Origin of the sequence: Mycobacterium sp. (assembly GCF_051006775.1) — a bacterium.
GTDB lineage: Bacteria > Actinomycetota > Actinomycetes > Mycobacteriales > Mycobacteriaceae > Mycobacterium.
Genome location: NZ_JBPCSX010000237.1, coordinates 1 through 6,760, shown reverse-complemented (window position 1 = coordinate 6,760; position 6,760 = coordinate 1). Strand labels below are relative to the sequence as shown.

Genomic DNA, 6,760 nt, shown 5'->3' with positions numbered 1-6,760 from the left:
CCGGATCGGCCAGATAGACCGTGGCCCCGCACCTTTCGGCCTCGGCGCGATCTCCGGGGGACAGCGCCTGACTGGTGATCACCGCGAAGCCGCTACCCAGTACGTCGTCGAGGTGGCGGCCCTCCGGAGTCGGCGGGTTCGGGCAGAGGGTTCCGGTGAGCCTGCCCGACTCCGCAACCAGGACGCCCCGCGACAGCGCGGGCGTCTCGGAGTCCATGATGCGCTTCTTCAAACCGGGCAGCAGGTGCAACCGCGGCACCACGACGCCCCGCAGCAGGTCGCCGGTTCTGCCGCCGGAGGTCATTGCCCGGCCCACCGTCAGGGCGAGGTCGATCATGCTCCGGGCATGTGGCTTGCGTTCCTGTTCGTAGCTGTCCAGTACCGCAGGATCCAGGGTGCCACCCAGGACACCGGCGAGCTTCCACGAGAGGTTCATCGCGTCGCGTAGTCCGGCGCAGAGCCCCTGACCGACGAACGGCGGAGTCAGGTGTGCGGCGTCGCCCAGTAGGAAGGTGGTGCCGCGGCGCCAGTGGTCGGCGATCTTGGCGCGGAAGGTGTACTCGGCGACCCGGATGATCTCCAGGCTTGCCTCGTCGACCCGGGCAGTCCAGGGCGCGATGAGTGGGCCCAGTGCGTCGATCCCGCGGAAGTCGTCGGCCTGCTCGCCGTCCAGTAGCCGGAACTCCCATCGATAGCGGTCGTCGCCGATCCGCATGAATGTGCCGGCCCGGCGGGAGTCGCACAACTGATGGACGCCGTCCCACTGCTGGAGTTCAGCGCTGCTGGCCACGTCGATCACCAGCCATCGCTGCTCGAACCGCAAGTCCTGCATCGAAGCACCGATCTTGTTGCGCACCAGGCTGTTCGCTCCGTCGCAGCCGAGCAGATAATCGGCGATGATGGATTGCTCCGCTCCGTCGCCACGGTCGGTGAAGGTGACTCGGGTCTGGCCATCCCCGATGTCGGCGATATCGGTGACGTCGACGTTGCCGCGCAGTTCGACCTCCGGATAGCGGGTGAGGTTGGCGCGTAGCAGAGCTTCGAGCGCGGGTTGGTCGAACATGTTCGCGGACGGATACCCGTTACGGTGCTGATCTGGATCGCGGTGGAACTCGGCGAGCACCCGTAACTTCGGGTCGATCAGCCGCAGGCCTAGCGCCGGCCGCGAGATTGCGGCGAACGATTCGCCGATACCCAGGCGGGCCAGGATCCGGTAGACCTCGTCATCGAGATGCACCGCGCGGGGCTGCGGGTAGACGTCAGCCCAGCGGTCCAAGACGATTGTGGCAATGCCGTATTGAGCGAGCAGGGTGGCGGCGGTGACTCCGGTCGGACCGGCGCCGACGATAACAACGGTCGGCTTGGTTTTGCTCACGCACCCTCCTCGGAAACTGACGAAATCGTCACATGTGCGCGCCCGGCCGTCAAGAGGTTCTGATGAAATCCTCAGAACTGATATCCGCTGATAGAGTCCGGCCTGTGGGAGAGCCCGACGCACCGGTCAATCGGCTCCAACGCCGTAAGCAGCGGACCCGGACCGCACTGATCAAGGCTGCGCAGCAGTTGATCGTCGACGGACGACTCAACGTTCCCGTTCTGGAGATCACCCAGCTGGCCGATGTCGGAATGGGTTCCTTCTATAACCACTTCGATAGCAAGGACGAGCTTTTCGAGTCCGCCGTCGCCGAGGTCCTCGATTCCTATGGGGCCCTGCTGGACGTGCTGACCACCGATATGGGGGACCCGGCGGAGACCTTCGCCGCCAGCTTCCGGCTCACCGGCCGGTTCTTCCGACGCCGTCCCCAGGAGAGCCTCATCCTGCTGGCCAACTGGTCGGCGTTGGTGTCATCAGACCGTGGCCTGGCTCCTCGAGCGCTGCGCGATATCAACGCGGCGGTGGCGGCGGGCCGGTTCACGGTTGACGATCCCGAGTTGGCGTTGGCGGTCGCCAGCGGCGTTCTGCTCGGAATCGGCACTCTGTTGCAGCGTGATCCGAGCCGTGATGACGGGTTGACCGCGGATGCCGTCACCGAGGATCTGCTTCGCATGTTCGGAATGTCGGCTCGGGACGCCCGGAATGTGTGCTCCCGGCCGCTGCCCGACGTGAATCTCTGACGTGATTCTCTAGGGGAACCGCACCGTCATTCGTTGCGTGCCGAGGTCGATTGTGCCGTCGTCGGTACGCACCGACGCCTCCACGACGTCGCCGTCCTTGAGGTATTTCGGGTTTGCGGCCTGGCTCTTGAAGAATGCCTTCCACTTCACCGCCGGCGGCAGCAGGCGAGAGATCATCTCCACCGGTTTCGGCGGCGCACTCAGCGCGGTCCCGATGGGCGTGCCGGTCAGGATCAGGTCACCGGCGGACAGATCCTGGAACCGGGACAGTGACTGCAGTGCCTGCAGCGGCCGGTACATCATGTCGCCGTCGACAACCGCGTTCTGCCGCTCCTCGCCGTTGACACTCAACCTCAGCCGCAACTGCCCGAAGCGCTTGAGTTCGGCAGCGTCGAGCAGAACCAGCGCGGGGCCGGCGGGGGTGAAGGTCGGATAGGACTTTGCCTCGTAGAACTGGGTCTGGGGCAACTGGATATCGCGGGCAGAGACGTCGTTGGTGATGACCAGGCCGGCGATGATGTCCGGAAGGTCAGCCTCGGAAACCGTTGTGCCCACGCCGACATCGCGACCGACCACCAGTCCGATCTCGACCTCGTAATCAAGCAGGCGCACATGGGCGGGCTTCACGATGGGGTCGAACGGACCGCTGATGGAGGCCGAGGACTTGCGGAAGAAGGTCAGCGGAATCGTCTTGGGGTCTAGCCCGGCATCCTTGACGTGTGATGCGAAGTTGGTCATCTGAGCGATCACCCGGCACGGTTTGGTGATCGGCGACAGCAGGGAAAGGGCGCTCACCGGGACGGTCGAGGTGGCGCCGCGGGCGGCTTCCAGGGCGCTGCGGTCGCGGAGCAATTCTGCGGTGGTGGTTGCCGGCGTCTGCACCCTGGCCGCTCCGTCCGCGGTCTGCACCCACCAGCCGTCGGCCGTGCGCAGTACCGACATCGTCATGAGCGAGCCACCTTCAGTAGTCCGATCAACCGTTTGACGTCGAACTCGTTGCGCTCCCGCAGTGCCGTGGCGAGCGCACCCAATTCCTCGCGTGCGTGTTTGGCGTCGATGCCCAGGAAGTCCTTGGTCGCCGGCGGTCCCCACTGCGCCAGGCCGGACGCGGTGAAGGGGGCCCAGCCCGACTCGACGGTGTTGTCGAACATGTCACCGTCGGTGAAATGCTCGACCATGAAACCGTCCGGGTCGCGCCAGTAGTCGAAGAGTTGGCTGCCCTGGATGTGGCGGCCGATACCCCAGGACCGGAAGTATCCGCGTTCGAGGAGGTACTCACCGCCGGCTGCGAGCGCGTCGAGATCGCTGACCTGATATGCCGAATGCACGTACCGGTTCGCCGGGCCGAGCGCCATCGCCAGGGTGTGGTGATCGCTCGGGGTGGAGCCGCGATCGCAGCGGATGAAGCTCATCGTGGGACCGCGGTCCCGCTGGCCCGCGAAGTAGAGGAAGTCGCTGACGATCAGACCGAAATGCTCGAGGTACCAGTTCAGATTCTCGATGTACTTCGTCGAGGACAGCACGACGTGACCCAGGCGCTCGACCCGTGCGGGGCTGCGTGGGGGACGCTGCGTGGCATTGATGCGGGTCAGCTCGCGGCCGAAGTTGAAGGGGAGGGGCTCCTGCCCGGGTAGCGCGGGAAGCTCGTGGCAACCGGCCACAACTTTCACCGGGGTACCGCTGGGATCGACCAGGTTCACCGCTTGCCCACCGACGCTGTCGGGCAGCGCAACCGGGGCGGCCCCGGTCTTGTCGGCCAGCCGCAGCAGGTCGGCTTCATCATCGGCACGGAACGCGACGCCGCGGAACCGGGTCTGAGTGCCGCGGTGGATGATCACGCACGGTGCATTGGCGTCGGTACCGCGCAACTGGATCTCGGAGGCACTCTTGGCGGCGGTCTGGAATCCGAATGCATGGGCGAAGGCCTCGGCACGATCGAGGTCCGGTTTGTCGAACTCCAGCCAAGCCAGGTCAGCGACCTTGATCACCGGATTGCGGGCACGGCCCGGGTGATCGCCCCGCAGCGCGCCCTGCTCGCTGTGAAGCCCGTTGTGTGCGCCAACCATCTCGCTCATCTGAATCACCTCGCCTTGATGTTGACGAAATCGTCACATGCGACGGATGGGTCAGTCAAGGCCCATCGGTGGGCTCAGTGACTCCGTGACCGGCGGGACGCGTACGGCCACGGATTGTTGCGCTCCGGGACTGAACTGGCCCGGCTCTCCTTCAGGCGCATCCGCAGATGCTGGCGCAGCTGGAGCAGCTCGGGATCACTCCACCGGTTGACGGCCTCGATCGGATCATCGGTGAGGTCGTAGAGCTCCCACTGATCGTCGAGCGGACTGGTCCGATAGGCGTCGCCCCCCATACCGTTGGCGGCCAGATGGCGAACCCCCGGTTCGGTCCACGTCGACGGATCGTCGAACGTCCGGACCAGCTTCCAGAGGTGTCCGTCAACATTGACAACGAGGCCCTCGAAGTTGGCCGCGGTGTGCGCCGGGATGTGGATTCGCAGTGGCGCAGGGGGATTGGAGGTCAACTTGAGCTGGCGCCCCAGACCGGATGCACCCGAGTCGCCCTCGAGCATATTGTCGCGGGTCATCAGATAGACCGCGCGGTCCGGGTCTTCGGCTCCGCCGTCGACCACGGGCATCAAGTTCCGCCCGGGCAACGGATGCACCTCGGTGAACGATTCGCGCAGCGTCTCGGCCACCGCGTCGATGTCGACTCCGGCGGCGGCCAGCAGCGTCGGCACCAGGTCGACATGTGAGGTGGGAGCGCCGACCACTCGCGCGCCGGTGGCCTGCTCGCCGATTCGGACGATGGTGAACGGAACCCTGGTCGCCTCGTCGTAGAGGTTGAACCACTTCTGGTGCAGTCCACCGTGCGCACCGAGCAGGTCGCCATGATCAGAGGTGCGAACAAGTACGGCGTTGGCCGAGCCGCCGTCGGTGACCGCACGCCGAACCCGGTCGAGAGGTCCGTCGACCTCGGCATGCAGGCGGTAGTACAGGTCCCGGTAGCGCTGGGCGTTGCGCTGGTAGATCGCCTCGATCGCAACGCCAGGTGCGTAGCCCGAGTAGTAGGCCTCCCGGAACGCGATCTGTGCCGCCGGTTTATCGCGCAGATCCTCGTCGGCGGTGGGGGAGGGCGGCACGTGCGGCGGGTCCTGCGGGGAGGCCTTCACCGGACTGCGCAGCACCCAGGTCGGGAAGAGCACGATGTCGTGTGGATTGACGAAGCTGGCCACCAGTAGGAACGGGCGCAGCGCTTCTGGATCGCCGGCGCGACGCCGGGCGTAACGGTCGGTGAGCCAGGCCACCACCCGCTCGGCGATCAGTGGATCGCGCCGCATACCGCTGTTGGCCAATCCCGCGCCATGCGGCTCCGGGCCGACCCAGCCGGTGAAACCGTACGGCGCCAGTGGATCGGCGTCGGTGTAACTGCGTACCGCCGCGGGGTCCACCACACCGTCAGCGTCATTGGTGGCCAACGGCTTTCCCGTCGCAGGATCGATGAGATCGGCATGCGAGATGTGCCACTTGCCGTCGTAGTGCGTGTCGTAACCGGCTGCCCGGAACCAGTTTCCGAGGGTGGGGACCTCGTCGCGGCGTAGCCAGCGCATCCGGGAATCCTCGGCCGTCTTGCCGATCCCGTCGGTCTGGGTCACCCCGTGCAGATCTGGGTACTGCCCGGTGAAGATCGTCGGCCGGCTCGGCACACAGGCCAGCGAGCCGGTGTAGTGCCTGACGAAGTTGACGCCGTGTTCGTCGAACCAGCGGCGCCCGCTCAGCACCCGCTGGCGCCAGGCCAGCACATCGTCGGCCTCATAGGGCGGGATGGCCCGCTCTTCGTCAGTCATCACGATCACGATGTCGGGGCGGCCTTCATCCGGTGATGTCATGGGATCCCTCCACTCGTTGCGCCAGACCGGTAAGCATGGTGTCGGACTGTTTGGCAAGGAAACGGCACATCGCCCGTTCCGCGATCCGCGCCACCGGATTTTCCGAGATCTCCACGGAGCTGGTCAGTCTCACCTCGGTGTGCCCGGATGCGCTGGGCCGCACCGTCCACCGGTTCCCGACGCGGCGCAACCGCCGGGGCAGGCCCTCGATGTCATAGGCCAGTGCCGTCTGAGGCTGGAAGTCGGTGATGCGTTCAACCAAGGTGTCACGACCCACCTGGACCCGCCGGGAGGTCCCCAGCGGTCCGCCGCCCGGTCCGTGGCTCAGCAGACACGAGTGGTCCACATTGCCGGCCCAGCCACTGATCGCCCCGAAGTCGGCGAGCACCTCCCAGACCTCCTGCGGTGCCGCCGCCACGGTCCGGGTCCGGCTCACAGTTGCCACCCCACCACCATATGTTCAACCCCCGGTCTGATGCCTCGAATGTCACCTAGGCTCGGGCTCATGGTGAGCCTCTCGGATCTGCGCGACCAGGCACTGGCGAAGGTGCAGCAACTCGCTGAACGCGGTTCAGCCGAGTTGCACTACCTGCAGAAGATGATCGCCTCCGGCGCGTTCGGTTTGGAGCCGCCGCAGAACCTGGCCGCCATGGTCGCCGACTTGGTGCGGTGGGGCGAGGTCGGGATGATCCCGGCGCTCAACGCCCGGCGCAGCCCGCACCGGACCGCGATCATCGACGA

The 6,760-nt window shown here is 66.1% G+C and carries 6 protein-coding genes and 1 pseudogene; 2 read left to right on the top strand and 5 right to left on the bottom strand.

Features of this window, described 5'->3' with window-relative positions; all coding sequences use genetic code 11:
• Positions 1 to 1,375 (bottom strand): FAD-dependent oxidoreductase (locus tag ACR2JI_RS16545; protein WP_526391912.1); only part of this gene is annotated, 1,375 nt, incomplete at its 3' end.
• 62 nt (positions 1,376 to 1,437) lie between these two features.
• Between ACR2JI_RS16545 and ACR2JI_RS16540 the strand changes: the two genes are divergently transcribed.
• Positions 1,438 to 2,115, top strand: coding sequence for a TetR/AcrR family transcriptional regulator (locus tag ACR2JI_RS16540; RefSeq protein ID WP_526391910.1), 678 nt, complete (start codon positions 1,438 to 1,440; stop codon positions 2,113 to 2,115).
• A 9-nt stretch (positions 2,116 to 2,124) separates the two neighbouring features.
• Here ACR2JI_RS16540 and ACR2JI_RS16535 read toward each other — a convergent pair whose 3' ends face one another.
• From ACR2JI_RS16535 to ACR2JI_RS16520, 4 genes are all read right to left on the bottom strand, one after another.
• Positions 2,125 to 3,063, bottom strand: coding sequence for a fumarylacetoacetate hydrolase family protein (locus ACR2JI_RS16535; RefSeq protein WP_526391908.1), 939 nt, complete (start codon positions 3,061 to 3,063; stop codon positions 2,125 to 2,127).
• Positions 3,060 to 4,190, bottom strand: coding sequence for a VOC family protein (locus ACR2JI_RS16530; protein WP_526391906.1), 1,131 nt, complete (start codon positions 4,188 to 4,190; stop codon positions 3,060 to 3,062). The genes ACR2JI_RS16535 and ACR2JI_RS16530 overlap by 4 nt, the downstream gene beginning before the upstream one ends.
• Before the next feature lie 74 nt (positions 4,191 to 4,264).
• Positions 4,265 to 6,019, bottom strand: coding sequence for a sulfatase-like hydrolase/transferase (locus tag ACR2JI_RS16525; RefSeq protein ID WP_526391904.1), 1,755 nt, complete (start codon positions 6,017 to 6,019; stop codon positions 4,265 to 4,267).
• A complete protein-coding gene (locus tag ACR2JI_RS16520; protein ID WP_526391902.1) occupies positions 6,003 to 6,464 on the bottom strand; it encodes an SRPBCC family protein in 462 nt (153 codons plus the stop codon). The genes ACR2JI_RS16525 and ACR2JI_RS16520 overlap by 17 nt, the downstream gene beginning before the upstream one ends.
• 60 nt (positions 6,465 to 6,524) lie before the next feature.
• Between ACR2JI_RS16520 and ACR2JI_RS16515 the strand changes: the two are divergent.
• Positions 6,525 to 6,760: pseudogene (locus ACR2JI_RS16515) on the top strand (acyl-CoA synthetase); the annotation flags it as partial.